The organism is Novosphingobium sp. SL115, from assembly GCF_026672515.1.
In the GTDB taxonomy this organism is placed as follows: domain Bacteria; phylum Pseudomonadota; class Alphaproteobacteria; order Sphingomonadales; family Sphingomonadaceae; genus Novosphingobium.
In genome coordinates this window covers 270,812-297,237 of sequence record NZ_JAPPRG010000002.1, presented here as the reverse complement: position 1 = coordinate 297,237, position 26,426 = coordinate 270,812, and the positions used below count along the sequence as shown (strand labels likewise).

The following is a 26,426-nucleotide window of genomic DNA, read 5'->3' as shown; positions in this document are numbered from 1 at the left end:
ACACCTAGGCGTACACAGGCGTGAACCGAAGGTCGTCAGGCAGCCCTGCGAATGACTTGAGCACGGGGTCTTCCATGGGCACGATCTGCCCCCGCGTGGCGACGATGGCTTCGCGCAGAATGGTCCAAGCGATCATCCGCCCGTAACAGACATGCGGCCCCTGCAACGGCCCCGACGTGATGTAGGGGCGCGTCGGTGAGGCTGCGAACCGTTCCGGGTTGGGAAAGGCTGCCGGATCGTGCGCCGCGACATCGACCATGGCCAGAATGCGGTCTCCGACCTGCAGATCCATCCCGCGCCACAGGCCGGCGATGGCCACCGTACGGACCAGCCGCTGCCCGCTGCCAAGGCGAAGCAGTTCGTTGATGGTGGCATCGTGCTGAGTCGGCGTTGCGACCGGGTCTGCCAGCCGGTTGACCACGCCGAACCAGTCGACACCTGCTGCCCGGCCTTTGTCCGAAGTGGCGAACCCTGCAATTTCGGCAAGCGACTTGCCGACGATCAGCGCCAGTGCGCCGGTAAGTTCGAACAGCACGCTGCGCGCCTGAAGGTGGAAGTTGGCATCGTCCACTTGGGCAAACTGGCCGCGCACTGCCAACATTGCCGGCAGAAGGCTGTGTTCCGGAGCCGCGCCGGGCGCTTCCCATGCAGCATCGAAAGTGGCGAGCGATGTGCGCGTGGCCACGCGGCTGGCCCATTGCAGCGGGCGCGGACTGGTGGTGACGGTGCTGAACACATGGCCGACCAGCGGGTGCAGCAAGGTGAGGGTGGAGGTGGCCGTGCCCAATTCCCCCTTCAGCCGCAGCGCAGCGCCTGAGGTGAACAGATTGCGCAAGGCCACGGCGATGCGAACCAGTGCGGGCGGCCTTGCCGGGCCAGCCACACCGACGATGCGCCATGCCATGCGATAGGCCAGCAGAAAGGCATATTCGCGGACGAAATTGATGCTTCTGTCGGCACCGGGGCTCAGGCGCGCGCGGGCGGCCAGCACCGTGAGAATGGCTGAGGCTTCTTCCCGCGCGATGGCAGCGATGAAGGTGCGATAACCGGGCGCGAGATTGGGCACGACGCCGGGGGCATCGGGCGCGCAGCGTTCCCGGTCAACCTGAGCCTGCGCGGCCATGAGCAGGCGCAGCCGAAGCTGGCGGTTGGCATCATTGCAGCCGACGAGATAGCGCGTGCCGGGGGCAACCTGTTCCAGCAGTTCGTCATAAAGCGCGAGCGAGAAACGCGGTTCGTCGGACAGGACATCGACAACCACATCGTGACGTGCCGCCACGAACACCCGTGGGGCTTTTGCAGAGCCGGAATAGGCAGGGTGCGGGGCAAGTGCGGGCCCGCCGGGATGCAGCAGGTCGCGTGCGATGCGGGCAAGAGCTTCCTCACCGCTCATCCCAACGGGCCTTCTCGCCATCCCAGCTGGTTCAATCGCACCTGCAGAGTGACAATGCCGACCGAGCGAATGCGTTCTGCAAGTTCTGTGCGCTCAGCCGTGCGTGTCATTTCGGGCTGGGCCACGGCAAGGATTTCTTCCATCAGCAGCGCTGCGTGAAGCTGGTGCATGGCTTCACCGCAATCCCGGCAATGGGTCAGCGCTTCATGCGCAAGCGTGAGCGCAAGTGCAGGATCACCCTGCGCCAGCGCCAGCCGGGCGCGGGCTTCGTGCAGGTAATAGGTAGCCGATGTGCGGATTTTCCGGAAATGGCCGCGTTCAACTGATTCCTGCAGGATCTGCGCAGCTTCATCGAGCAGGCCCTGTTCGATCAGGCTGAGCGCAAGCCAGCCGGCGCAGGCCGGTTCGAAGCCATAGAAGCGGTGCAGCAGGCATGTGGCGTGGGCGCGACGCAGAATGGCCACGGCCCGCGCGTTGCGCCCGGCGCGATAGTGGTGATAGCCGTGCGCGAGCGAGGCGAGCAGGCGCGAATAGGCGTGGGCATGGCGGCGTGAAAGTGACAGCGCCTCTGTCAGCCAGGCGCGTGCCTTTTTGCAATCGCCCAGATCGGTCAGATACCATGCCCCGAATGCGCGGGCGAGGATGTGAGGAATGACCACCACAGCGCCGAACGTCTTGCTGCGCAAACCTTCGTCAAGCCGCGCGGACAGCCGTTCGATACGGTCAACCGCTTCGCGAGGGCGGGCCAGCGAATTGGCGATATAGGCACCGACGACATCGGCATATGTGCGGCGGGGCAGGCTTTCGCGTGCGGCCAGATCCCGCTCTGCCATGGCCAGCCACTGTTCTGCCGCTTGGGGCGCGCCATTGATCCAGTCGAGCACGGCCATATTAATGCGCGCGACGGTGGCGGCAACCGGGCCAAGGTTTACCCTGCCTTCGGCAAGGGCCAGCATGTCTTCGCGGGCGTCCTGTTCGCACGAAAGCTGTTGCAGGGCATCGAAAGCCAGAAGCGAGAACCGTGCCCGTTCGTGCGCGGCCAGTTCAGCCGGAAGTGCGGCAGCCACTTCCCGCGCGCGCTGGTAAAGCAGCAGGACAGATTCGATGGCGGCAAGGCCCAGTGCCTGCTGACAGGCATTCCAGAGGTGTTCGAGCGCGCTTTCGGGCAGTTCTGCCTTTTCAGCGTGGGCAGCAAGTTCTGCATGGCTGAGCGGTTCGGTGTCTGCCACCGCTTCACCATCTTCGAGCATTTCGAGAATGCGTGCGTGCGTGCCTTTGCGCCGGCGGCGCGACATGGTGAGATAGGCCGCTTCCTGCACCAGTTGGTGCGTGAAGCGGGCCTGCCCTCCCACCGTGGTTTCCAGCACGCGCTGCGCGACCAGTGTGCGCACGGCTTCGTCGGGGCGATTGCACCAGCGGCGCGCAGCTTCGCGCATATGGCTGGCTGGGAATGCCGCACCCAGTGCCGAACAAAGCTGGCACAGGCGAGTGGCGTTATCGTCCAGCAGGGCAAGCCGTTCTGCCAGAAGGTTATCCAGCCGGGCGGGCAGCCGCGCGCTTTCACTGCGCGCCGATACGGCAAATTCCTGAAGGGCCAGAGGCAGGCCGCCTGACCGTTCGAGAATGTTGTCGAGCGTATCGGGGGAAAGGCCATCCATGGTGGTGATGGCCGCAACCATCTGCCTGCTGGCTGAGCCTGACAGCGGTTCGAGTGCGATAGGCGAGGCCCCGGCCGCGCCGAACCAGCGCGACGCTTCGGGCCGACCGGCAAAGATGATGGCGGCGCGGACGGTTTGGCCCGCTTCCGTTTCGGAAGGGTCAACTTCAGGACGCCCGATTTCTGCGGCAAGTGCGGACAGAACTGCCAACGAGGCGATGTCCATATACTGGATATCGTCGGCCAGCAGCAGAAGCGGCGTTTTGGCGCAAACCGCATGAACCAGCGCGATAATGGCCTGTGACGCCACGCGATTGCGATCACCCGGCGACATTTCAGGCAACCAGTCGGTTTGCCCTTCGAGGAAGGCGTCGACGAACAGCCGCTGGTCGTGCGTCAGACCGGTGGCGGCAAAGCTGCCGCCGAATTGCGCAAGCAATTGCACCATGTGGCGCACGGCACCGGCAAGGCAGCCAAACGGCACCGCACGGGTCAGCGCGTTGCCCCGGACCGACAGGAATACGATGCCCACGCCCGCGGCAATGCGTGATGCTTCAAGCAGAAGGCGGCTTTTGCCAATGCCTGCTTCGCCTGTGAAGCGCAGGCTGGTGCCGCGCCCTGTGGCCAGATGGAACACCAGCCTGCGGATCAGGTCCAACTGGCCATCGCGGCCCACGAAGGGGAAGGTGGAATTGCCCTTTACCGGCAGATGATCGCCCCGCGCCAGTTCGACGCGGGTCAGTTCCAGAATGGCCGAGCCGATACCGTGGTCAGGATCGGGTTGACCAGAATGAGACTGGGTGGCGAGGGGCCGGGTTTCGCAATGTTCGGTAATCAACGAAAGGGTCGACTGGCTGATGGCCACGCTGCCCGGCGGGGCCAGCTTTTCCACTTGTCCGGCAACGTGGGCCGCATGGCCGACAAGATCGATGATGCTGCCGAAATCATTGTCCTGCTGGCGCAGCAGGACAGGACCGGCGTGAATGCCGATGCGCGCCTGTGGCGCAGGCAGCACGCCCATGCTGCTATTGCGCAGCCGATCAACCGCGTTGCGGGCGGCAATGGCAGCGCGCAGGGCATGGTCTTCGGCAGCGGGATGAACGCCGAACACGGCCATCACGCCATCGCCCTGAACCCGCACGACCATTCCGCCGCATTCGTGGATGGCGTCTTTCATCACCTGCACGGCGCGATCCAGCAGATCGCGCGCATCTTCGGGATCAAGCGTGCTGATGAGGCGGGTGGAGCCGACGATATCGGCAAACAGGATGGTGGCAAAGCGGATGGTATCAAGCGAACTGGCAAGTTCAGCCGAAGCTGGGCGACCGGTGGAATGCGGCCAGCCTGCATCCGGTCCATTGCCGGGGGAACCAGTGCCTGCGACCCTCACTTCGTTTGATCTTGCCCCACGGTGAAACGGCCATTGAAGCAAGGAGCCTCGATACCCGCCAAGCCTGCCCTGTGGCTCGCACCTGCGATGTAAAATCACAGGATAGGGCGAAAAGTGCAATGGGATTCGTGTTATAAAATCCGCAAAGCCAGTTCCGGCAGGGGACAAAGCGGAGACCATATCAGGCGACAGCAAGCTGGCGGTCGGCGTTTTCGATGAACATGCGATCGGTTGAGGTGGCGATGACGATCATCGCGCGTTTGCGCACCTGATGGTGGATGGCGCGAATGACCTTGCCAGCAAGCTGCGCGCCCATGTGGGCAGTTACATCATCAAGTACGAGGATGCGGGGAAGAACGCATAGGGCGGTGGCAAGGGCCAGCGCCTGTTGCGGGCCGGGAGGCAGAGCCGATGTCCTGGTGCCCGCGCGGCGGCCCAGATCGAACCGGTCAAGCAGATCGAGCGCGCGGGGGATGGCGGCCTGCGGTTCGTGTTCGCGCGTTTCGGTTTGCAGGTGGTGCAGCGCGGTGCGGGTGGCAGGCAGCGCCGGATCGTGTGGCAAAAAGCGCAAGGTGTGCCGCCGCCACAGGCTTGCCTGCGCGCGATCAAGCGCAAGAATATCCGTATCGCCGTGCAATAGCTGGCCCGACAGCGGGTTTTCGCGCAGGGCCAGCACGGCAAGCGCCGCGCCAAGGTGCCTGGAATCGCCCGTCAGCAGGGTGATCGAGCCGGATGGGAAGTGACCATCCACCACGAGCGGGCCTGTGTCGCAGGCTGCAGTGAAGGCCGGGTTGAAGGCAAGCGACCGGGCTTGCAGCGCCGCGGGCTGCGCAGGCCGGGTATCGGCGGTGTCAGGCGAGGCCGATGATGACATGATCGTGGGCGACACGCGCCTGATCGGGCAGGTGGCGGACAACGGCGCGGGTGAAACCGTCGCGCCGCAGGGCGAGCGGGCGGCCGCCGAGATGTTCACCCGCCAAAGGAGAGCAGCCGCGGATCATGCGGATCGACCAGCCCCAGGTGCGAGCCGGAGCTGCGCGGGCGAGAAAGGCGGCGCAGTCGAACACCAGGCAGGGCGGCTGCATGGTGCCGGGGCTGGCCAGAAGGCTGGCAACCTGCCGGTCATCAAGGTGGAAGCGAGCAAGGTCCATCTCATCCTCGCGCGCCAGCGACAGGGCGCCGGTGGGCGTGACGATCTGGATATTCGGACGCAGCGCCGCCTCACCCAGACGGCGACATTCGATGCTGAGCGCACCGGGACCGGTTTTCCAGACGAGATACCTGTGCATTGGCCCATTTTGGTTGAAATACGATGGCAGGATAATGCCTTATCGGAGCGGCGGGCGCCGTTTGCCAGGACACCAGTGTCTTGTGATTCTGCGCACACCCGCTAAGGCGATGGCAGGGGGCAGCAATCACGATGTCGGGCACGGACATACATTCATCGGTGGTGACAGTGCCGGACGATGTGCGCGCTGTGCTGACCGCACATGGACGGCCGCTGCGGGTGCGCAAGGGGCAGGTGCTGCTGTCGGTGGGGCTGCCTGCAACCGACGTCTATCTGGTGACCGAAGGCCGCGTGACGGTATCGCTGGTATCCTCGCTGGGGCGCGAGACCGTGCTGCGCGGGATCGGGCCGGGCGAGATGTTTGGCGAACTGGCCGCGATTGATGGCGAGCCACGGTCGGCCGATGTGATCGCCGCGGAAAACAGCGCCCTGCTGATGGTGCCGGGCAAGACCTTCGTGTCGCTGATCGAGAACGAGGCCGTGGTGAGCCTGTGGCTGGCCCGCTATCTGGCGCGGCAGGTGCGTTATCTGACCAGCCGCATCTATGAACTGTCGAACATGGGCGTGGGCGCGCGGCTGCAATCAGAACTGCTGCGGCTGGCGGATGAGCGCGATGGTGACGGGCGCGCGGTGATCGTGCGGGTGCCAACGCAGGCCGAACTGGCGGCGCGCATCGGCACCAACCGCGAAACGGTGACCCGCGAATTTTCGCAACTGATGCGCGAAGGGCTGGTCCTGCGTGACGGGCGGCGGGTGGTGATCCCCTCGGTCGCACGGCTGTCGGAACGGATCAGCCGTTATTCGACGACGGCGTGATGGCGCAAAGGGCGTGCTGGCGGATTGCCAGCGCGGGCGAGTTGTTGGATAAACGGCGGCGATGCTGGAAAATCTCAAGAATTCCCGACGACCCGTTGCCACGTCATCCGGCCCGGTGGGCAAGGTCGGCTGGTTCATCGCGCGGCTGATTGCCGCGTTCCTGTTCATTTCGGTCGCGCAAGTGGTGATCTATAAATTCGTGCCGGTGCCGGTCACGCTGACGATGCTGCTGGACGACCATTCCATCACCAAGGACTGGACCCCGCTGGACGATATCGACCGCGATATGGTGAGCGCAGCGATTGCGGGCGAGGATGGCAAGTTCTGCCTGCACAACGGGTTTGACCATACCGCGATGATGCAGGCGTTCAAACGCAACCAGCAGGGCGGGCGCATTCGCGGCGGATCGACGATCAGCCAGCAGACCGCCAAGAACGTGTTCCTGTGGCAAGGCGGCGGCTATTTCCGCAAGGGACTGGAAGCCTGGTACACCGTGCTGATCGAAACGATCTGGGGCAAACGCCGGATCATGGAAATGTACCTGAACGTGGCCGAGACGGGCATCGGCACATATGGCGTGGAAGCAGGCGCGCAGCGTTATTACGGCAAGAGCGCACGCAAGCTCAGCCCCACCGAAGCCGCCCGCATCGCCGCCGTGCTGCCCCTGCCCAAAGAGCGCGAAGTAAACGGCGCAGGCGGCTTCACCCGCCGCCACGGCAACGCAATTGCGCGACAGGTGGCCGTGGTGCGCAACGATGGGCTGGATGGGTGTGTTTACCGGTAGGGGGGACTCATCAGTCATTCGGCACGGAGGCAGGGAGCGGCTGCTACTGAGTAAGTGTACTGAGTAAGTGGACGTTGGCGTCTTTACGCCCGCAACATTGGCATAGGAGAAAGCTGGCTGGTTTTTGCCGACCTCATTTTAGACTTTTCGACGAACTCATAAAATATGAACGAAGACAGTGAAATGAATTGCCCTCCAGGTCAGCAAATGTATGACCGTGAATTATGGATGGTGAACACCCGGTTTTACCACCTGAAGGCAGAATGACAAATTATGGCGGGTCGGCCCAAAAACATCCATGTTCTTGTTGACTGGAACAGCGAGTTGCGTGCCTTGCCCGCTCATGTTCGGAGCGGCGAAGAAACCGAAATGGCTCGCCGCACTTTGCGGCATATCTGCCGTCGAGTTGGAAAGCTGTTGCATAAAGAGGCTTGTGGCCAAGCTTTTTTCCTTTTTGTGCGTGCTTACCATGGCTGGCGCACAGGCTTTGGGCCAACTAAGCGACGAATGGCACTGGAGGCAGCACGGGTTTACGATCCTAGCAATCGAGATGATCGCGGCTTGAGCGAGTATTCGCCTCGTTCATTACATGTTTTGCGGGATCTTGAGTTTGGAGACCGGCTGCTGGGCGCAAAGGACAGCCGTCTGTGTGGACCTTTGCAAGACCACCACCTACCTAGTACGCTGCAACGCGACCGAGCCGGCGGGCTGGGTGAGAAAATGGTCGATACCGCCTTGGTGTCGGATCTTCTGCACCTTGCAATGGAAGATGACGGCAGCTGGTTAATCGTCATCGGGCAGGATGCAGATTTGGTTCCTGGCATCCTGACCGCCGAAGGCTTGTTGCATGGCACGGATCGTCGCGTGATTTTTCTAGCGCGGGGTGGTATCGGAAACAGTAACCCAAAAATGACGGATTTAATATGCCGCCACTAAAGTTGTCTCTCGCTGATCTTGCACCCTTTGCCGATTTGGGCACGTTGGCTGAAATAACACCCTGTGGATTTTCGCTGATGCGGAACGGGTATTCCGTTTCTGTAGAAATAGAAAATGATGGCTATTCGATCGTTACAAGCGAAGGCCGTCAACGCTGCTCCGGCAGTGCGGCGGTACTGGCGAGCCCGATATTCGCAGATCTGGCTAGGATCGCTCAGAATCAAGCTGTCTTGCTATCGCAGCAGCGGATGAAGGGGCCCCCGGTGCCAATCTCGATCAAGATTGATCAGGTGGCGGGAGCCGTTCCAGCATTCAAAGCGGAGCAAGAACCTTGGAAAGGGCTCGACTGCTGGCTGCGGGGCATGCAGGCGTCACAGAAACTCGAGGGCACCGATCTATTATTGATCGAAGGTCCAGCCGGCGTGGGGAAGACGACAATTGTTCGCGAGACGGCGCTGTTGCGCGCCGAAACCTTCGATGGATCAACCTCGCTTATCCTCCAGATCATCAGCCGAGGCCGCGTATTGCAGAATATCGGCGACCTGATAGCCTTTACGCTTCAAGACGTCCGCTCAAACCTGACGATCAACCAGCTCAAATCGTTAATTCGCCACGGACTTATCACGCTCGCCATCGATGGCTTTGACGAATTGTCTGACCCTAATGGATTTAAAACGGCATGGAGTGGGCTGAATAGTCTTATTGAGGACGTGCGCGGTGCAGCGACTTTCTTGTTAGCGGGCCGGGAGACCTTTGTTTCGACCGAAATGATGCTTCGGCAATTGACGTCGTTCAAGACCGAGCATGATCGGCTCGCGACCCTTTCACTGAACGATCCTCAGCCCGAGGACGCGCGGCAATGGTTGCTCGACAAGGAAGGTTGGGACTACAGTGTCCTTAATGGCGAATTTGTAGAGCCAATCTTTGTAAAGGGCTCCTATGCGCTGCGCCCCTTTTTTCTCGACGTAATAGCCCGTGAGCCTGAAGCACTGAAAGACGATACGCCGCCCGCATCGGACCTACTCAGCTATCTGGTGGACATCATGATCCACCGCGAAGGCAGCAAGTTTCTTGCCGAGCTTGACCCGCCCAACCGGGAAATGGCGACCGCTCTCTACGAAGAATTCGTTGGGCGGTTTCTCGAGGAGGTCGCTCGCGATTTAGCAGAAAATCAATCCGAATCCATCGCCGAAGATGCGCTCGAACTGCTTGCGACCGTTGCGGCCGAAGGCCTGCTGCCCGACGATCAGATCGCGGCCGTAGCGCATCGGGCGCATACGGTTGTGTTTCTTGCAAAGGACCTGCGCGCAGGCCATGTGCGTTTCGCGCACGAACAGCTGCTCCAGCATTTCCTTGCGAGGGAGACGCTACGCTCGGTTGGTGACGGCGAAACACCCCGTTACGTTCGGCGCAACTTGTTCGGCCGCGAAGCGCTAGAAGTTTTTGGCCATGTCGCCCGAGGCAAAGCCGAGTTGGCCAGTCAATTTTTACGCGAAGTTCGAGCCGCAATTGCCAAGCCCTCGCGTGATCGTACCAACACTAACTTGGCTGTGCTGGGCATTGCGGCCGCTTGCGCGACCGCGCCTGATGATGCAAATCTATTGATCCAAGGTATTAGTGTCAACGAACTCTATTTCCCTTTTGCCGCACCCGATGGGATCACAATTCGCGATACGATGATCAGCATTCTGTATGCTGGCAGCGCCGACCTGCGGCATGTGAAGTTCGAGAGTGGAACGTTTATTTCTACACTTGAGATCAATGAGCAAACGCAACTCCCTCTCCCGATGCCGAAGTATATCAAGCCGCAAACTTTGGTGCGCCGGGAAGGCACAACAACTGACCCGCGCGAGATCCAATCGTTCTTTGAAGCGTATAATCCCGCCGATGCCGATGACGGCCTTGCCTGGCAACCCGAAGTTGCTGAATTGCTTGGCCGTATTGAGCGTTATCGCACGTTCTGGCTTGGCACCAATCTTGATGACACTGATGCGCTTGGTCGGAGGATTATTTCTCACCAAGATTGGCCAAAGGTCTATGCAGCCCTACAAGACTTGGATCTTGTTACTGTTAAGTCCCGCCAAGTGTCTGGAACGCGACCCGTTTTCATCCACTTCCGTCAAGATGTTTCGTTCTCTAGCAATGTAGAACTTTTCCACAAGCTAGCGAGCTAGATATCAAGGTTGCATGAGAGCGGAAGTCCGCAAGGGCTCGTATCCTGACATTCCATCTTTAAAGGCAAAAGTCGTGCAGCGGTCTGCGGCAGGTCGGGCTTTTCCGCGTTGCTTTAGGTTTGTGTCTCGACTTCGCTCGACATGAATGGGTGGTGGTTGAACAGGCCCTCCCCCAGCCCCTCCCGCTTGCGGGAGGGGAGTAATAGGGGGTGCCTCCCGCTTGTGGGAGGGTCGTGGTCGGGGTGGCCTTTTCGCTTGCGGGCGGGGCGTGATTGCCGTTGCCTTCCTGCTTGCGGAGCGCGGGCATAGAAAAAGGCGCGGGGGGATTGTTCCTCCCGCGCCTTTTCTTGTGCCGTCAGTGTGGCGATCAGAAGCCGACGCTGATGGTGCCGATGACCGTGCGGGGCGCGCCGATCTGGGCGAAGGGGACGCTGCTGGTCGAGGTGGCCGTGCCGCTGAAGCCGCCGACGTAAACTTCGTCGAACAGGTTCGAGACGTTGAGCTGGAAGAAGGTCTTGTCGTTCAGGCCGAGGAATTCGAGGTTCAGCTTGGCGTCAAGATCGACCAGCGTGTAGGCAGGCGTCTTGTTGGGATAGACCACCGAACCGCTGACCGTGATCGGCAGGTTCTGGTCGTTGACATAGCGCGGACCGGTGCGCTTAGCCTGAATGCCGAGCGAGACTGGGCCGATTTCACCCTGGGCGCGGGCGCCGAAGGTGTAGACCGGGGCGCCGCCTTCACGCTTGCCAGCGGTGGCTGCGTAGACCGGGGTGACAACGCCGCCAACGGTGGTTTCACCGGTGATGACATCGTTCTTGATCTTCGACTTCAGGTACGAACCGAACAGGTAGAGGCTGAAGCTGTCGATCGGCATGTACGAGATGCTGCCGTCGATGCCGTATTTGTCGACGCGACCGAGGTTACGGTAGATCGTGGCATCCAGATCGATGTCATAGGCCGAGGCCAGACGGTTGTTGTAGATGGTGTACCACGCCGAAGCCTGAGCCTGCACCCGGCCCGAACGGACGCGGAAGCCAAGGTCGAAGTTGTGCGAGGTTTCGGGCGCGGGCTTCGCTTCTGCGCGGTCGGGCGCATAGAAGAACGACTGGTAGAGGTTGTCGGTGCCCGGCACCTGCAGACCCTGCGAGTAGTTGGCAAAGACCGTGCCGGCATCGCCCACCTTGTAGGTCAGGCCGAAGCTGGGCAGCAGCTTGTTGTAGTTGAAGATGCGCTGCTGCGGACCCTGGAACGTGGTGGCTGCATCATAGGCCGCGTTGGCCGCATCGGTGCCGAAGCACGAGACGTTGCCGGTGGCGGTGGTGGCGAAGCAGTAGTTCGTCAGGTTGCGGCGGAAGAACGGCGAGCGCAGACCGGCGGTGACGGTAAGGTCGCTGAACGTGCCGCGATATTCGCCCGACACCTGATGCAGGATGGCATAGGACAGGCGGTTGCGCTTTTGCAGGGCAGTACCGTCCTGACCGATCAGGGCATTATCGACCGGGAAGGGTTCTGCGCCAAAGCCGTTGTAGGCGAGCAGGCCGGTTTCACCGGTCTGGCGGTGGTGGCCGCGATCATATGAATAGGCCAGACGGACGATGTTGTTTTCATCGATTTCATAGCGCAGCGACGAGATGACGCCGATGCGCCAGGTCTTGGTCTGGCTGGGGGTGTGGATGCGCACCTGATCGCGCGTATCGCCGTCACCGTTCAGATCGACGCCGCCGAAATAGGGGGTGGAGCCGATGTAGCCGGTGTAGTTGACGCCCGACAGGGTATAGACGCCTTCGCGCGCAACCGAGGTGCCGCCGCCATTGGCCTTGGTGTACTGGATGCTGGGATCGACCGAGAGGACGAGGCCATCAGCCAGCGTGAAGCGCGAGTTGAGGCGGATGTTGCCGGTGTCGGACGGGTTGTAGCGATAATCGAACACCGAACCGCAGCTGCTGGCGGCATCGGCAACGCCGGTAACGCCTGCGGGCACGGTGCAGCGCGTGACGGTGTAGTCGCGTTCAGCCTTGGTGTCGGGGAACGTGTCCGAACGCAGGTTGACCGAACCGAAGAAGTTGTTGCGGTTCTTGTTGTAGTGAGCCGCGACCGAGATGAAATCGCCATTGTCGCCCAGCGGCTGATAGATGCGGGCGTTGACCTGCTTCTTGTTGATCTGGCCAATGCCGCCAAAGATGGTGTCGTTGGTGGCCGAGCTGGCGGCGATGAATGCGCGCAGGCCCGATGCATTGAGATTGCCGGTATCGACCATGCCGAACACGCGCATGAAATCAAACCGGCCAGCCGAACCGACCATGCGGACGCCGAAGTCTTCCGAAGGCTTGCGCGTGCGGTAGTTGACGGTTGAACCGGTGGCAGCGGCGGTGGGGCTGTCGACATCGGTGGAGCCGAGGTTGACGTTGACCTGTTCGATCAGCTCAGGATCGAGTTGCTGGTTCGAATAGAGCGCATAGCCGCCGGTATCGTTGAGCGGCAGACCGTCGAAGGTCTGCGAAATGCGCGTGCTGTCAAAGCCGCGGATGGTCAGCGTGCCGCCAGCCGAACCGAACGGGTCGTTGTTCTGGAAGCTGACGCCGGGGACGAGGTTGATGATGTCGTTGATTGACTGGCCGGGAGCCTGACGGCTGATGATGGCCTGATCGAGCACCTGCTTGGCGCGGCTGGTATCGGGCGTTTCGACGCCGCCGACCGAACGGACGACGCTGCCGGTGACGATGATCGGCGTTTCGAAATCGACCGAGCCGGTGGACTGGGCGTGCGCGGCGCTGGCGAGCGAGACGCTGCCGATCGCGATGGTCGATGCGGCGACCAGGAACTTCATCTGCATGTGTTGACCCCATGAATGCGCCTTGTGGCGCGATTGGGACGCGGAACAGGCCCGCGCCGATTCTGGGCAGAGGCAAGGGAATCACCCCCGCCTTTGTCCATCCGGGCGGCCCTAGACCGTCCGTGTGGGGGCTTAAAACCGGTAACAAATGACACTGGAATGACGATGTTGCGACGGGAAGACAGTCATTCCCGCATATGCGCAAAGGCTGTTACGTGCTGCCGTGAAATGGCGTAATTTTATTGCGGGATCGAGCGGAAAATGGGTAATTTAAGGCAAATAGTTGCCTTTTCGCAACAGCGAACAAAAGTTGCTGCAGTGCGGGGTTTTACACGCCTTTGTTGTTCAGTCCGCTGGTTTTAGGGCGGGCGGAATGAACGCTTCGACGATCCAGCGTTCGTTTCCTTCGATACCAAGTGCGGTAAGGCGGCCAGAGGCGAAAGCGCCGGTGTCGATGCCGATACGGTTGGGCAGCATCACCGGCGCGTTGGTGATGGTGTGGCCGTGGACGACAAGGTGATCGTGCGCGTCGGCGTGGTCCAGAAATTCGCGGCGAATCCAGCGCAGGTCCGAAGTGGTCTGTTCGGCAACCGGCACACCGGGGCGGATTCCGGCATGGACGAACAGGTAATCGTCCACGACGATGCGGTCTTCCATGGCGCGCATGAAGTCGATGTGGGCCTGCGGCACCAGATCGGGCAGGCGGGCGTGCAGGTCTTCCAGATTTGAGCGGCTGTAGTCTGACTGCGGCAAGCCATAGCTGAACAGCGTTTCCTTGCCGCCGTGACGCAGGAAGTGACGCAGCGTTTCAGGATCTTCGAGGCTGGAGAGCAGCATTTCTTCGTGGTTGCCGGCCAGCACGCGGGTATTGCCCGCAGCCACCAGAGCCATGGCCCGGTCAACCACGCCACGGCTTTCAGGGCCACGGTCGATCAGATCGCCCAGCAGGACCAGCGCGGTCTGCGCAGCCCCGCGCGCGGCGCTGTCCATCTCGATTTCGGCCAGCAGCAGGTCGAAGAGATCGAGCCGGCCATGAATATCGCCGATGGCATAGACCCGCTGACCGGGCGCAATGCTGGCCGACGGTTCAGGCAGGACTTCCGGCGTGGAGGACTGGAACAAGGAACGAATTTTACTGAGCATGGACCCTCTTTACCCCGGCGATATGGGCCGAAGATGTGCGCCATGCAACACCGGGGCGAGGTCTTAGCGAAGGTAGAAGTCGATCGTGGTGACCACACGGACCTTTTTGTAGGGCGTGTCCGACACACCCCAACCGCCACCATCGCCATCGCGCGCTGTAATTTCGAAATAGCCCTGGCTGGCGGTCTTGATACCGTCGACGGATGCGCCGCTATCGTGCGCGAACTGTTCGGCGGCGGAACGGGCATCCTTGGTGGCGGCGGCGACCATTTCGGGCTTGATCGCGTTCAACCGGGTGAAAGTGTAGGCCATGCCTGATCCTTCTTCGAGCATGACGCCGCGCCGGACGAGATCGAACTGGCGCTTCACCGCCTTTTGCGCGCGGTCGATATCGGTGGTGCGCAGGGTCATCCGCTGGCGCACGGAAAAGCTGACCACGCCATTGTTGGTCATGGTCTGCACGTTGACGCCGGTGGGTTGCAGCGCATCGGCGGGAAAGCCGAGTTCGGTGAAGAAGGCACGGATGGCCTGACTGTCACGATCGACACTAGCCTGCGCGCTGGCCAGATCGGGTGCGGTGGCAGAATAGGCCAGCGTCCATGTGGCAAGGTCTGCGGTCACTTCGCGTTCGGCAAGGCCGCGCACGGTGACTGCGCGGTCGGCCACTTTGGCGCGGCGGAAACCGTCACCGATGAACCATCCGCCCAGCACAAGGCCGGCCGCAAGGATGCCGACGGGGATGAGAGCCGTGCGATGTTCAAGAAAGCGCGCGGTGGGGGCTTGGGCCGGAGCGTTGTCCTGACTATCTTCGTTCGGCATCGTTATCTCCCTGCGGATTAATTCTTGCGGTGAAATGTGCGATTATGTCGATGAACTGATTTTGAACGGAAGCGAGCCTATCCTGTGACGAAGTTCCTGCACAGCATGATCCGGGTGACCGACCCGGATGCCACGATTGCCTTTTTCGACCTGATCGGCGTGAAGGAAGTGCGCCGCTTCGACAGCGAGAAGGGGCGTTTTACCCTGATCTTTCTGGCCGTCCCCGGCGACGAGGGGGTGGCCGAGGTGGAACTGACGCATAACTGGCCACCGGAAGACGGATCGCCCGGTGAGGTCTATGGCAGCGGACGCAACTTTGGCCATCTGGCCTATCAGGTGGAGAATATTTACGAGACGTGTCAGCGGATTATGGATGCGGGGCATATCGTCCACCGCCCGCCGCGTGATGGGCACATGGCGTTTGTGAAGACGCCCGACGGTGTTTCCGTCGAGCTTTTGCAGGACGGGCATCTGCCGCCGCAGGAGCCATGGGTGAGCATGGAGAACGTGGGCACCTGGTAAGCGCGACGCGCTGAGCATTGCCCCGGATGAAAGGCGCGTGGACCGATAGCGGTTCGCGCGCCTTTTTTGCGCCCGCTAAATAGGGTGCAAGTGAAACCAAAAAGGAAGTTGACTCCATGTTGCCCTGCAGCATTATCAATCCCGGACGAGCGTCATAAAACTGCCGAAAAGGCTGCGCTCGTTGCAGGGGTAAACGACCAGATTTGAGCAGGCCGCGCCGCAGTGGCTGGGCCAGAAACATGCGCGTTTCTGGCGGCGGGGACGTTTGCCCTTGTGAAATGCGCCCGCACGGTTGCGGCATCCAAGACGATGCTGCGGTGCGGGGCAGAAGGGAAGTTGGGAGGGAAGAGGACTGGCGCGGTTTCAGGTGCGCCTCGGTATTTAGGGGGTAGATCGAATGAAGAAGCAGGTTGGGTTCAGGTCGCGATCGATGAGGATGCTGGCTGCCAGCACAATCCTTTCCACCCTTACCGTGCCGATGGCCGCACTGGCGGCAGAGCCGGTGAGCGATGAGGCACAGGCTGTTGTCCCCGCTGCCGAACAGGCAGACGATCAGAGTGGCGGGGGCCTGGGCGAAATCGTGGTGACGGCAACGCGCGAAGCGACGTCGATCCAGAAAGTGCCGATTTCGATGCAGGCGCTGGGATCGGAAATGCTGGAGCAGCGACAGGTCAAAGGTCTGACCGACTTTGCCACCCTGTTGCCATCGGTTTCCTTCGCGGGCCTTGGGCCGGGCCGCACCACCGCCTATTTTCGAGGCATCGTGCCCGCAGGCGGGGCCTATGCCTCGGTCGGTTACTACCTTGACGATATTCCCATCACCGGAACCGGCGTGCCCGACATTCACGTTTATGATGTCGAGCGTGTCGAGGCGCTTTCGGGGCCACAGGGCACGCTTTATGGCGCGGGATCGCTGGCGGGCACGATCCGTTTCATCACCAACAAGCCGAAGATGGACCGGCTTGAATATGGCTATAACGCCGAGGTGAACAAATACGGCAAGGGCGATTTCGGCGGCCAGTATGAAAGCTTCATCAACGTGCCCATCGCCAGCAATCTGGCGGTGCGCGCGATGGGGTATTACCGGCGCGACGGCGGATATATCGACAACACGCCTAACAACGGCAAGTTCAACGATGGAAGCAGCGCGACACTGACGCTGGGCGATAACAATCCCAACACGAATTACACCCTCGACAACTCTGCCATCGCCAAGGACGATTACAACACGATCGAGGAATATGGCGGCCGTCTGCAACTGCTGTGGGAAATGGCGCCGGGCTGGGAAGTGTCGCCGCAGATCACCGCGCAAAAGCAGGTTGCCAATGGCTATTTCGGGTTCGACCCCCGCGTGGGCGATCTGGAAGTGCACGACTATGACGTGACCAGCCAGGACGACAAATGGTATCAGGCGGCGCTGACCGTGCATGGCCATATCGGTGACTGGGACGTGGTTTCGGCCACCGGCTATTACCAGCGCCAGACCAAGCTGCTGAACGATTATACCTATTATACCGTGACGTATGACGGGTTCGGGCCGGGGTATGAAAACTACCTGCAGTTCTTTGACAAGAACGGCTGCACCGGATCGGGCGCGACGCTGAAGTGCAACACCCTTATCAATCCGCAGCAGTATTATCACGGGCTGCGCAACGAGAAGAAGTTCACGCAGGAAGTGCGCCTGACCACGCCGAAAAGCTGGCCGTTCAACGTGACCCTGGGCGGGTTCTATCATTCGCAGAAGAACGAGGTGAACAACAACTACGCCACGCGCGGGCTGGACAACATCGCGGGCTACACCATGTCCGGCGGTGGTGACAGTAACCCGGCAGGCTTCGGTATTCCGGTGGCGCAGGGCGGCACGATGGTTCTGGGATCACCGGCGGTAAAGGGCGATGCCTTTTACATGACCGAACAGGATCAGGACTGGAAGGACTACGCCATCTTTGGTGAGGGGCATTACGACATTACCCCGACGCTGAAGCTGACCGCGGGCCTGCGTTACTTCTGGACGGAATATCAGGTGGTTGGCTTTGCCGGTGTGGCGGCTTCGGCGCGTAATACGGTATCGTCGCTCTATGTGCCGACCGGCACGATGGGGTGTCCGATTCCGCTTCCGGCAGAGCGTTTGCAGTGCCTGAACTCGAACCTTGCCGCCGCCGATCAGGTGGGCCGGTACAAGGAAGAGGGTGAAACCCACAAGGTTGCGCTGAACTGGCAGTTCGAACCTTCGAAGATGGTCTACTTCAACTATTCCACCGGGTTCCGCCCCGGTGGTTTCAACCGGCCCTTGCGCATTCGCAACGTGGGCGTGGCGACGGTTCCGGCGTTCAAGTCGGAAGAACTGACCAACTTCGAACTGGGTGTGAAAACCACCTGGAACAACATGTTCCGCTTTAACGCCGCCGCCTATTACGAAACCTGGGACAACATCCAGTACAGCGTGGTGATTGCGGGCACGCAAGGCGCGGGGATGACCGGCAACGCGGGCAAGGCGCGCGTCTATGGTCTGGAATTCGACGCCGACCTGAAGCTGGGCAAGTTCACCATTTCGACCAACGGCGCGTATAACAACGCGGCGCTGAAGGGGAACTTCTGCAACTTCAAGTTCGACCCGACCAGCCTGTCGATTGACCAGCTTGCCACTTGCACCGCAGGCGCCACGTTCGGGAGTCCGCCGGTGGAAGAAGTGGCCGCTGCATCGGGCACCCGCCTGCCGCGCCAGCCCCGGTTCAAGGGCACCACGTCGATAAGGTATGACACGGTGCTGGGCGATGCCGATGCCTATATCCAGGGCGCGGCGCTGTATCAGTCAAACGCCACCCAGAACCTCAACGTCTATAACAACAATCTGCTGGTCTGCCCCGAAATTGCCGATGCTGAAACCGATGCGGGCCGTTCGTGCACGACGCCGGGCTTCATCAGCTTCGACTTTTCGGCAGGCGTGAAGAAGGCCAACTGGACGCTGGACGTGTTCATCCAGAACGCCTTTGACAAACGCGGCGAACTGACGCGCAATACCTTCTGCTCGATCACGTTCTGCTCTGGTTCGTCACGCACGTTCACGATCAAGCCGCAGTTCTTCGGGATGCGCTGGGGCCAGCGCTTCTGATCGGCACATCAGTTTACCCTGCGTAGGTAACACCTTGCCCCCGTGGTTCGCCACGGGGGCTTTTTTACGTGAATCCGCGACGAAACGGCGACAAATGCTGCACTGCCGCAATTGCGCTGACACATCCCTTTGCCACTGCGGATCGGGCCGGGAAGGTCGCAAAAGGGGCACAGGGAATGATCCGCAAGGCCAGACGGTACGGTTTGACGGCGCTTTTGCTGGGGCTGTCGAGCTTTTCAATAGCGGCGGTGCCGGGAGAATTCGTCAACACCATCGAAGATGCGCAACTGATGGGCGCGCTAAAGCTGGATGGCGAACTGTTCCATGTTCAGGGGCTGGAACTGGATGGCCAGCGTATCTGGGTAACGTCAGTCGATGGGGGCAGACGCAAAGGCTATATTCACGAGTTCGACAGGGCGACCGGCAAGTTCCTGCGGCGGCTGGAACTGACTGACGGGGCGCGATACCATCCGGGCGGAATATCGATTTCGGGCGGGTCGATCTGGGTTCCGGTGGCTGAAATGAAGCCGGACAGTTCTGCCGTGCTGATCGAAATCGATGCCAAGACGCTGAAAGTGCGGCGCAGGATTCATGTGGCTGACCATCTGGGTTGCGTTGCGGCGGATGGTGACCAGCTTGTGGCGGGCAATTGGGACAGCAAGTTGCTGTATGTCTTTGACCTTACCCAAAATGGCGCGGTGCGGACCGTGCCCAACCCGTCGCTGACCCATTATCAGGACATGAAGGTCATGGGCGGGCAACTGGTGGCGGGTGGCAGCCTGACATGGTGGACCGGGACCGTCGACTGGATCGACATGAAGACGATGAAACTGACCAAAACCCTGCGTGCGGGCGCGGTGGGACCGGTTAGGCCATTTGGCCGGGGCGGGCCTTACACTGGCGAAGGCATGGCGATTGACGGGCGCGATCTGTATGTGATCCCGGAAGATGGGCCGAGCCGGGTGTTCCATTTCCGGCTGGAGGTTTAAACGCCATCCGGTCAGGCCCAATCGTAGTCTGACAGCACCGGTCCCAGCGCTTCCTTCAGCGGGGCGAGCCAGGGTTCGTAATTGCGCCACGGATCAAGCCCGTCGGTGAAGATGGGCTTACGCACCTGTTCGGAACTGGCGGTGCGCACGGCGCGGTCGTTCTTGTAGAATTCAAGGCAGGCCGGTTCGAACGGCAGGCCGATGTGGGCCAGCAGGCGACGCACTTCGGTTTCGGTATCGGCCACCATGTTTTCGTAGATGACGCGGTGCACCGCGCCGGGGGCAGCGGCATCGTAAGCGGCCATCAACTCCACGTAATCGCGGTAATACTGGCCGATTTCTGTCAGATCATAGCTGAAGGTCTGGCCGCGCGCGAAGTGTTGTTTCCAGCCGGACAGGCAGCACGACAGCGGGTTGCGGCGCGCGTCGATGATCTTTGCATTGGGCAGGATCAGCCGGATCAGGCCGGTGTGCTGCCAGTTGTTCGGCATCTTGTCGATGAACAGCGGTTTGTCGGTTTGCCGGTGGACGCGGGTGCGTGCGATATATTCGTCGCCCAGCCGGGTGCGGTCTGATGGGCTGAGGGCGGCGATCATCATGGCGAAATCGGCAAATTCGCCTTCGTCTACCCGTGATTGCAGGCGGGCGGCGATCATCATCATGTCGGGCAGTTCCATCGTGCCTTCGACATGGCTGTGACTGGCAAGGATCTGTTCGACAAGAGTGGAGCCGGAGCGCGGCAGACCGACGATGAATATGGGATCGGGCGCGGGGCAGCCACCGTCCGGCACCTGTGCGATGAAGGCGGGGCTGAAGGCTTTTGTTGTGGTGTGGGCTTCGGCGGAGAAGGCGACGGCATCGTGGCGGATCATCGTGCGGCGCAGGGCGTTGCCCCGGTCGTAGTGATGGAACGATGCGGCGTAGTCCTTGGCATCTTCAAATGCCTTGCCCAGCGAGAAGTGCAGGTGGAACAGGTCTTCCTTGCGGGCTTCGGCATCGGGTTCAAGCGTGGCGAGCGCGCCTTGCATGGCGGTGATATCGCCAGCGGTCAGCTTTACCGTTTTCAGGTTGGCAAGGCTCCACCAAGCTTCGCCCATGGTGGGCTGGCGGGTGACGGCCTGACGATAGGCATCCACCGCCTGTGCTTGTTGGCCAAGTGTTTTGAGGACGTGGCCAAGGTTCTGCCACACTTGCGGCTGATCGGGCTGAAGGTTCAGCAGGCGGAGATAGATCTTGCCCGCGCGTTCCTGATGGCCCAGTTTGACAAGGACCGAGGCGAGGATGAGATCGTGCCCCGGTGTATGGATGGGCGATTGGCCCAGCGTTTCGGCATGAATCAGCGCTTCGGGCAGGCGGTTGGTCTGCATCAGCAGGCGGATCAGGAAATCGCGCGCCAGATCAAAGCCGGGGGCGGCGTGGATGGCGCGTTCGACATGGGCGATGGCAACGGTCATATCGCCGCGCCGCCATGCGATTTCACCCAGCATGCGCAGCGATGGCGGATCATCGGGCAGGCGTTGCAGTCTGGCGGCGAGAAGCGTTTCGGCTTGATCCAGCGCGCCGTCGTTCACCGCAATGGCGGCTTTCAGCAACTCGGGATCGCGGGATGAGGCGTGGACGGCGGACAGGTCTGCCTGCCAGCCAAGGTCATCATGGCCTGCCTTGCGCTGTTCGCGCGCCAGCAGGAACCAGCCTTGCGCGACGGTGGGATGCTGTTGAGTGAGCGTTTCCAGTGTGGCGATGGCGCGGGCGTTCTGTCCGGCATCGATCGCGGCCTGCGCCAGTTCCCACAGCACGGCGGGCGGGAGCCGGGGGGCGCCCTGCGCGAGAAGGTCAAGCCGTTTGAGTGCTGCGGCCGATTTACCCATGCGGCGCAAGGCGCGGGCGGCGAGGAATTCTGCCGGAGCAAAGCCGGGCGACGCGCGCAGGATATCTTCGGCCTGCGTCAGGGCGAGGTGCGGGCTGGCTTCAAGCAACTGTTCGGCCTGCGCCAGAGCGTGTGCGGGCGGGGCGAGCGTTTGTGCCATCATGCCAGCGATCCTAGGCGCGGGTGTGGGGATTGGGTGTACGTCAATCGGCGCAGGATTCGGTGAGGTGTGCCAACAGGTCTGCGCGGGTTATGGCATGGTTTGCGGCGGCCCAGCCGGTGACTTGGGCGACGGCAAAGCTGATGCCGTAAAGGTTGCGTTGGGGTTCGACGCCGGGGATGGGACGGGGATAGCCTGAAGCCATGATGGTGCCATTAGGCGAGAGCCGCGGAGCACCGCGCGGAATGTCCCAGTCCAGCCCTACGCCGATGACTTGGCGCAGGCAGCCGGGCCAGCAGGGTTGGCCTTGCGCCTCGGCTGCGGCGATGATGAGGCTGCCGGACGCCAAAGCTTCATCCGCCAGCACGCCGAACACATCGGCATGGGCGGGGTTGGCGGTGCCGAGGCTGAGGTTGATGAGATTGGCACGCGCTTCGATGGCGCAGCGAATGGCTCCCGCCAAGGCGCGGGCGCTGGCGCGCAGGCCATCGCGGAAGACGCGGATGGGCAGGATTTGCGCTTGGGGGCTGACTTCCTGAATGGCGGCGGTGACGGCGGTGCCGTGGCCCAAGCGGTCGAGCGTTTCGGCAGGATCGGTCAACACGGTGCCATCGGCGAGGATCGACAGGCCGGGGAGCAGGCACGCCGCATTGATGTGCGGATGGTCGGGGTGGACGCCGCTGTCGATCACCGCGATGCGCAGGGTTTCAGCCATGAACGGTGACCTGCGGTTCGATTTCGGCGTGACCGTGGTTCAGGCGGATCACGTGATCGGCCATGACGGCCAGTGCGGGCTTGTGGGTGATGACGATCAGCGTGGCGTGGGGCAGCGCGCGACGCAGGCCACTGGCGACAAGGCGCTCGGTTGCCTCGTCCAGTGCGGCGGTGGGTTCGTCAAGGATCAGCACGTCGGGCGCGCGCAACAGGGCGCGGGCAATGGCGATGCGGTGGCGTTCACCCGCCGACAGGGCAAGGCCGCGTTCGCCGGTGCGGGTGGCAAGACCTTCGGGCAGGCGGGCGATCAGCGCGTCCAGCCCAGCGGCGCTGGCTGCGGCGTGGATCGCGGCGGGCGAAGCGTGGGGCAGGGCGAAGGCGATGTTTTCGGCAATGGTGGCGTTGAATAGGAAGGGGGCCTGATCGACCAGCAACACGCGCTGACGCAGGTCAGACAGCGCCACATCGCGCAAGTCAACATCATCGATGGTGATGCGGCCGGCAACCGGATCGAGGAAGCGCACGAGCAGGTCTGCCAGCGTGGATTTGCCCGCGCCCGATGGGCCGAGAATGGCGGTGAGCGAGCCTGCGGGGATGGCGAGGCTGACGTCCTGCAACACAGCGTCGCGGCCATGGTGCATGGTCACGCCATCCAGCCGGATATGGTGCGCGATGCGGGGCAGGGCGCGGGGGGTGACAGGATCGATGACTTCGGGGCGGGTGTCGAACAGTTCGAAGATACGGGCCAGCGCCACGCGGGCCGAGGCGAGGCTGGCGGTAAGGCCCATCAGCGCCTGCACCGGGCCGAGCAGGCGGCCATGATAGGTGAGGAAGGCGACCAGTGCACCGATGGTCATGGTGCCATCGATGATCTGTTTGCCGCCATAGATGATGACGGCGGCGGTGGAGGTGGTGACGATGGTGCCGGGCAGTGCGCCGGTCAGGAACGAGACGGTCTGCATCCTGAGCATGGTCTGGATGAAGCCCGCATTGGCCGCGCCGAAGCGCTGTGCCTCGTGCGCTTCTGCGCCAAGCGCGCTGACCGTGCGCATGCCCATGATGGTGTCGACCAGCAGGCTGCCGATATCTGCCCCGCTTTCGCGCATCTGGCGGGTCAGATCGGTCATGCGGCGCTGAAAATGCAGGAAGCTGGCGACGGCCAGCGGGACCAGCACGGTGCCGACCAGAAACAGCTTCCAGTCGAGCCACAGCATCATTGCCACGCTGCCTGCAAAGAACAGCAGGTTGCTTAAGGCTGACAGCAGCGTATCGCCCGCCGCGCGCTGCACATCGGACACATCGCTGTTGAGGCGCGACATCAGATCGCCCAGCCGGAAGCTGCCATAAAAGCGCGGGCTGAGCGTTTGCAGATGGCGCAACAGGGCGACGCGCATGTCGAACAGCATCTGTGCCGAAAGTGCGACATAGCGGTAGGAGACGAGCGCGTTGACGACAAAGCCGCCGAGGGTGACGCCGACCATCAGCCCGGCGATGCGCAGCAGGGCTTGCCCGTCACGCTTGAGCAGCGCTTCGTCGATCATCAGCTTGGAGATCCACGGCTGGGCAAGGGTGAACCCGGTGGCCAGCAGGCTGGCGAGCAGGACCAGCGCAAGGCGCGGGGCGTAAGGGCGCAGCCATGGCCACAGGCGCTTGTAGGTGCTCCATGGCGCGATTTTTTGGGGGACGATTTTGGGGGCGGTCATGCGGCGCGGTCCCGGTGGATCAGGTCGAAGCCGGACAGGGAAAAGCGGGGTTCGGGCTGGCGGCCCAGCAGAGCGGTCGTGGCATCATATCCGGCGCGGGCGGTGGCGAACTGGTCCTGCCACCAAGATGATGTGCCGCCGCCGGCATAAAACGGCAGCGACAGTTGCAGATGGCGGCGCAGAGAAGCGAGCAGCATGGCGTGATAGTGGCTGCACAGTGCTGCCGGGTCTTCGCCGCGTGCGATGGCGGTGACGACCGCGCTGGCAAGGATGGCTTCGCGGGTGGCTTGCGCGGTGCCATCGCCGCAGATCGGATCAAAGGCCAGCGCGGCGGTGCCGCAGGCGAGCCAATTGTCGCCGGAAAGCTTGGCCAGCATACGGGGCGAGGTGTCGAAGCTGTGTCCGGGAGGACCGAGGGCCGCGATGAGCGGGGCGATCATCGACGCCTGTGCCAGCAGAGCATCGGGTACGCCGCCTATGGCCAGCAGCCATGCGCTGCCGGGACCATCAGGGATCAGGAACAGCCAGCCGTCGCGGGTTGATTCGATCCAGCAGGTGGCGGGCGGCGCGTGGGGCGCAAGGGTGACGCGCGCGGTGGAAGACAGGCGCTCGCCAAAGCGGAGCATGTCTTGCGCCGGGAACGGGGCGGCGGCGTGGATGGTGAATGATGGCGCGCCTGCTGGGGGTAGGGCACGGGCCGGAGCAAGGGCAGCGGCAAGGTCATCTTCCGAAATCACCACCGCACCATGGGGCATGGCAACCGGATTGCCGTTACCCCAGCGAACGATACGGCGTTCGATCCGGGGGCGGTCGGCAAAGAGGTGGGGCTTGCCGAATACATCGCGCAACAGCGCTAGGGCCGGATCGCTGAGCATGATGACCGGCACCAGGCGGCGGGTGCCGGGTTCGAGCGCGATTTCGATCCCGGCTTTGCCCAGAAGATGCGCTGCTGCCGCCACAGCCACGCCCTGTCCACGAAGAAGGACAGTTGCGGTCACTGGGTGATAATCATCCCGGCACCGGTGGTGTCGTTGCCCAGATCGACCGTCTTTACGTGCGCCAGCGTCTGCGCGTCGTAAATCTCGATGTCGTAGCTGGCGCCGTAGATGTAGAGCTGCTTGCCATCGCCCGACATGCCGAACTGGAAGCGTGAGCGGCAGGGAAATTCCGCCTTGTTCTTCACCTGATTGACGGTGAGGTCGAAGTGCCAGAATTCGCAGCGCTTGTTGCCCACGGTGCCGTTGGTGACCACGGTCCAGCCCTGTTTCATGTCCGGCGAGACCTGAAGGCCTGCCATACCATAAGGGGCAGGGCCGATCGGTTTGAAGTCAAATGCCTTGGTCGCAAGGTTGAAGCGGCCGATGCCGAAGATCTTGTTGCGGATATAGGGGTCTTGCGCATTGAACAGCGAGACATATTCGGTGGGGCTGCGAAGAGCTTCTACCCCGCCGCCAAAGCTGACGCCTTCGATGCCGGTGGCTTCGGGTTTGGAAACCTCGATCCGGTCTTTCACCTTCAGATCAGCGGTGTCGATCACCAGCACCTTGTCGCGGATGAGGAACAGGGTCTTGCCGTCCTGCGACATCATATAGCTGGTGCGCCAGCCCGCGTTGGGATTGCGGGTGTCTTCTTCCGGCACTTCGGCGGTGCGGACCACGGCTTTCTTTTGCAGGTCGATCACGCCGAACATCTGCGGGCTGACGGTGTAGCGGTCCGTCAGCTTTTCGAACTTGGTCAGCATGGTGTAAAAATAGCGCCCCGTGGGATCGGGCACGCCGCCGTTGAAGCGGTAGCGCGTGGTGGGGGTGTTGAGGCTGAACGAATTGACGACCTTCTTGGTCGACGTGTCGATCACCTCGATCCCGCTGGTCGTTATGGTGGTGACGTAGATCTTCTTGGAATCGTTGGACAGGCGCATCGATGTGGGCAAGCCTGATGCCAGTGTGATGCGGTCTTTCACCGTGCCGGTCGCTTCGTCCACGATCAGCATCTTGTCGGGATAGGAACCCATGAACAGGGTTGAACCTTGCGCCGCCGTGGTTCCGGCAAGCAGGCCCGCTGTCAAAGTGGCAAGGCAAAGTGCGAATTTCTTCATGGGGTCGTGCTCTTCCGGTCGAAGGGTGTCG

The 26,426-nt window shown here is 61.9% G+C and carries 20 protein-coding genes; 7 read left to right on the top strand and 13 right to left on the bottom strand.

Going from position 1 to position 26,426, the window contains the following annotated elements; translation table 11 throughout:
- Window positions 1-4 precede the first annotated feature (4 nt).
- The 4 genes from OVA07_RS02950 to OVA07_RS02935 all read right to left on the bottom strand — a co-directional run bounded on the left by OVA07_RS02950 (window position 5) and on the right by OVA07_RS02935 (window position 5,729).
- Window positions 5-1,393, bottom strand: a complete 1,389-nt coding sequence (locus OVA07_RS02950) for a hypothetical protein (RefSeq protein ID WP_268169979.1) — start codon at window positions 1,391-1,393, stop codon at window positions 5-7.
- Window positions 1,390-4,440: an ATP-binding protein gene (locus OVA07_RS02945; RefSeq protein ID WP_268169978.1), complete on the bottom strand. Its 3,051-nt coding sequence runs from the start codon at window positions 4,438-4,440 to the stop codon at window positions 1,390-1,392. The genes OVA07_RS02950 and OVA07_RS02945 overlap by 4 nt, the downstream gene beginning before the upstream one ends.
- 181 nt (window positions 4,441-4,621) lie before the next feature.
- Window positions 4,622-5,329 (bottom strand): ATP-binding cassette domain-containing protein, encoded by a 708-nt coding sequence (locus tag OVA07_RS02940; RefSeq protein ID WP_268169977.1) that lies wholly within the window; start codon window positions 5,327-5,329, stop codon window positions 4,622-4,624.
- The gene (locus tag OVA07_RS02935) at window positions 5,292-5,729 is read right to left on the bottom strand and encodes a hypothetical protein (protein WP_268169976.1); all 438 of its coding nucleotides are present in this window, start codon (window positions 5,727-5,729) and stop codon (window positions 5,292-5,294) included. Before OVA07_RS02935 ends, OVA07_RS02940 begins: the two co-directional genes overlap by 38 nt.
- A gap of 131 nt (window positions 5,730-5,860) precedes the next feature.
- Between OVA07_RS02935 and OVA07_RS02930 the strand changes: the two genes are divergently transcribed.
- Window positions 5,861-6,544 carry a Crp/Fnr family transcriptional regulator gene (locus OVA07_RS02930; RefSeq protein WP_268169975.1) on the top strand — a complete coding sequence of 228 codons (684 nt, stop codon included), beginning with the start codon at window positions 5,861-5,863 and terminating at the stop codon, window positions 6,542-6,544.
- 61 nt (window positions 6,545-6,605) lie between these two features.
- Window positions 6,606-7,328 (top strand): monofunctional biosynthetic peptidoglycan transglycosylase, encoded by a 723-nt coding sequence (gene mtgA, locus OVA07_RS02925; RefSeq protein WP_268169974.1) that lies wholly within the window; start codon window positions 6,606-6,608, stop codon window positions 7,326-7,328.
- 222 nt (window positions 7,329-7,550) lie between these two features.
- Here mtgA and OVA07_RS02920 read toward each other — a convergent pair whose 3' ends face one another.
- On the bottom strand, window positions 7,551-7,769 hold the full coding sequence (locus OVA07_RS02920) for a hypothetical protein (protein ID WP_268169973.1): 219 nt from the start codon (window positions 7,767-7,769) through the stop codon (window positions 7,551-7,553).
- Between the two features lie 120 nt (window positions 7,770-7,889).
- Here OVA07_RS02920 and OVA07_RS02915 point away from each other — a divergent pair, with 120 nt between their 5' ends.
- On the top strand, window positions 7,890-8,264 hold the full coding sequence (locus tag OVA07_RS02915) for a hypothetical protein (RefSeq protein WP_268169972.1): 375 nt from the start codon (window positions 7,890-7,892) through the stop codon (window positions 8,262-8,264).
- 2 nt (window positions 8,265-8,266) lie between these two features.
- Entirely contained in the window at window positions 8,267-10,438 is a 2,172-nt protein-coding gene (locus tag OVA07_RS02910) for an ATP-binding protein (RefSeq protein ID WP_268169971.1), read from the top strand.
- 367 nt (window positions 10,439-10,805) lie between these two features.
- Here the strand turns inward: OVA07_RS02910 and OVA07_RS02905 are convergent, their stop codons facing one another.
- The 3 genes from OVA07_RS02905 to OVA07_RS02895 form a co-directional block, all read right to left on the bottom strand.
- Entirely contained in the window at window positions 10,806-13,265 is a 2,460-nt protein-coding gene (locus OVA07_RS02905) for a TonB-dependent receptor (protein WP_268172593.1), read from the bottom strand.
- A 351-nt stretch (window positions 13,266-13,616) separates the two neighbouring features.
- A complete protein-coding gene (locus OVA07_RS02900) occupies window positions 13,617-14,414 on the bottom strand; it encodes a metallophosphoesterase family protein (RefSeq protein ID WP_268169970.1) in 798 nt (265 codons plus the stop codon).
- 63 nt (window positions 14,415-14,477) lie between these two features.
- The gene (locus OVA07_RS02895; RefSeq protein WP_268169969.1) at window positions 14,478-15,233 is read right to left on the bottom strand and encodes an SIMPL domain-containing protein; all 756 of its coding nucleotides are present in this window, start codon (window positions 15,231-15,233) and stop codon (window positions 14,478-14,480) included.
- 84 nt (window positions 15,234-15,317) lie between these two features.
- Between OVA07_RS02895 and OVA07_RS02890 the strand changes: the two genes are divergently transcribed.
- From OVA07_RS02890 to OVA07_RS02880, 3 genes are all read left to right on the top strand, one after another.
- Entirely contained in the window at window positions 15,318-15,755 is a 438-nt protein-coding gene (locus OVA07_RS02890) for a VOC family protein (RefSeq protein ID WP_268169968.1), read from the top strand.
- Window positions 15,756-16,152: 397 nt separating this feature from the next.
- Window positions 16,153-18,867, top strand: a complete 2,715-nt coding sequence (locus OVA07_RS02885) for a TonB-dependent receptor (RefSeq protein ID WP_268169967.1) — start codon at window positions 16,153-16,155, stop codon at window positions 18,865-18,867.
- 176 nt (window positions 18,868-19,043) lie between these two features.
- The gene (locus OVA07_RS02880) at window positions 19,044-19,856 is read left to right on the top strand and encodes a DUF6454 family protein (protein ID WP_268169966.1); all 813 of its coding nucleotides are present in this window, start codon (window positions 19,044-19,046) and stop codon (window positions 19,854-19,856) included.
- 11 nt (window positions 19,857-19,867) lie between these two features.
- Here the strand turns inward: OVA07_RS02880 and OVA07_RS02875 are convergent, their stop codons facing one another.
- Genes OVA07_RS02875 through OVA07_RS02855 form a run of 5 tightly spaced genes read right to left on the bottom strand, consistent with a single transcriptional unit; the run spans window position 19,868 to window position 26,395 of the window.
- Window positions 19,868-21,883, bottom strand: coding sequence for a tetratricopeptide repeat-containing sulfotransferase family protein (locus OVA07_RS02875; protein WP_442789661.1), 2,016 nt, complete (start codon window positions 21,881-21,883; stop codon window positions 19,868-19,870).
- A gap of 43 nt (window positions 21,884-21,926) precedes the next feature.
- Entirely contained in the window at window positions 21,927-22,598 is a 672-nt protein-coding gene (qhpE, locus tag OVA07_RS02870) for a subtilisin-like serine protease QhpE (protein WP_268169964.1), read from the bottom strand.
- Window positions 22,591-24,300 carry an ABC transporter ATP-binding protein gene (locus tag OVA07_RS02865; protein ID WP_268169963.1) on the bottom strand — a complete coding sequence of 570 codons (1,710 nt, stop codon included), beginning with the start codon at window positions 24,298-24,300 and terminating at the stop codon, window positions 22,591-22,593. Before OVA07_RS02865 ends, qhpE begins: the two co-directional genes overlap by 8 nt.
- Entirely contained in the window at window positions 24,297-25,298 is a 1,002-nt protein-coding gene (locus tag OVA07_RS02860; RefSeq protein ID WP_268169962.1) for a hypothetical protein, read from the bottom strand. Before OVA07_RS02860 ends, OVA07_RS02865 begins: the two co-directional genes overlap by 4 nt.
- Window positions 25,295-26,395, bottom strand: coding sequence for a YncE family protein (locus OVA07_RS02855; RefSeq protein WP_268169961.1), 1,101 nt, complete (start codon window positions 26,393-26,395; stop codon window positions 25,295-25,297). Before OVA07_RS02855 ends, OVA07_RS02860 begins: the two co-directional genes overlap by 4 nt.
- Window positions 26,396-26,426 lie beyond the last annotated feature (31 nt).

Excerpts from the sequence above, each read along its gene's own strand:
- OVA07_RS02900 (WP_268169970.1), bottom strand. The coding sequence starts at position 14,414 with ATGCTCAGTAAAATTCGTTCCTTGTTCCAGTCCTCCACGCCGGAAGTC.
- mtgA (WP_268169974.1), top strand. The coding sequence starts at position 6,606 with ATGCTGGAAAATCTCAAGAATTCCCGACGACCCGTTGCCACGTCATCC.
- OVA07_RS02875 (WP_442789661.1), bottom strand. The coding sequence starts at position 21,883 with ATGGCACAAACGCTCGCCCCGCCCGCACACGCTCTGGCGCAGGCCGAA.
- qhpE (WP_268169964.1), bottom strand. The coding sequence starts at position 22,598 with ATGGCTGAAACCCTGCGCATCGCGGTGATCGACAGCGGCGTCCACCCC.
- OVA07_RS02880 (WP_268169966.1), top strand. The coding sequence starts at position 19,044 with ATGATCCGCAAGGCCAGACGGTACGGTTTGACGGCGCTTTTGCTGGGG.
- OVA07_RS02930 (WP_268169975.1), top strand. The coding sequence starts at position 5,861 with ATGTCGGGCACGGACATACATTCATCGGTGGTGACAGTGCCGGACGAT.
- OVA07_RS02865 (WP_268169963.1), bottom strand. The coding sequence starts at position 24,300 with ATGACCGCCCCCAAAATCGTCCCCCAAAAAATCGCGCCATGGAGCACC.
- OVA07_RS02950 (WP_268169979.1), bottom strand. The coding sequence starts at position 1,393 with ATGAGCGGTGAGGAAGCTCTTGCCCGCATCGCACGCGACCTGCTGCAT.
- OVA07_RS02855 (WP_268169961.1), bottom strand. The coding sequence starts at position 26,395 with ATGAAGAAATTCGCACTTTGCCTTGCCACTTTGACAGCGGGCCTGCTT.
- OVA07_RS02885 (WP_268169967.1), top strand. The coding sequence starts at position 16,153 with ATGAAGAAGCAGGTTGGGTTCAGGTCGCGATCGATGAGGATGCTGGCT.
- OVA07_RS02895 (WP_268169969.1), bottom strand. The coding sequence starts at position 15,233 with ATGCCGAACGAAGATAGTCAGGACAACGCTCCGGCCCAAGCCCCCACC.
- OVA07_RS02905 (WP_268172593.1), bottom strand. The coding sequence starts at position 13,265 with ATGAAGTTCCTGGTCGCCGCATCGACCATCGCGATCGGCAGCGTCTCG.
- OVA07_RS02935 (WP_268169976.1), bottom strand. The coding sequence starts at position 5,729 with ATGCACAGGTATCTCGTCTGGAAAACCGGTCCCGGTGCGCTCAGCATC.